The following is a 419-nucleotide window of genomic DNA, read 5'->3' as shown; positions in this document are numbered from 1 at the left end:
GATCGCCGCGCCGCCACCGGAACCGAAGACCCGCGCCAGCAGCGCAATCAGCACAAACTTGAACAGCACCGGCGCCATCACCAGCCCCAGCACGAGCGCCCAGTGCTCGAAGACCACGCGCGGGTCCAGCAGCATGCCGACCGTCACGAAGAACAGGCCCAGCAGCACGTCGCGAAACGGCTTGATGTCTTCTTCCACCTGCAGCTTGTAAGGCGTTTCCGACACCAGCATGCCGGCCAAGAAGGCGCCCAGCGCCATCGACAAGCCCAGCCGCTCCGTCAGCGCCGCCATGCCCAGCGTAACCAGCAGCAGGTTCAGCATGAACAGCTCCTGCGAGCGCCGCGCCGCCACCAGATGGAACCAGCGCGACAGCAGCTTCTGCCCCAGAAACAGGATCAGCACCAGCGCAACGGTGATCT

General features: G+C 65.2%; 1 protein-coding gene. It reads right to left on the bottom strand.

What is annotated here, in order from left to right; translation table 11 throughout:
- Positions 1-419, bottom strand: a 419-nt coding sequence (locus JWH17_RS23350) for a cation:proton antiporter domain-containing protein (protein ID WP_205225104.1), incomplete at both ends; no start/stop codon positions are given.

It is taken from the genome of Desulfogranum marinum, from assembly GCF_016918565.1.
GTDB classification, from domain to species: domain Bacteria; phylum Desulfobacterota; class Desulfobulbia; order Desulfobulbales; family Desulfobulbaceae; genus Desulfogranum; species Desulfogranum marinum.
Note: the sequence above shows the minus strand (reverse complement) of the source record. Positions and strands in the feature narration are given on the sequence as shown.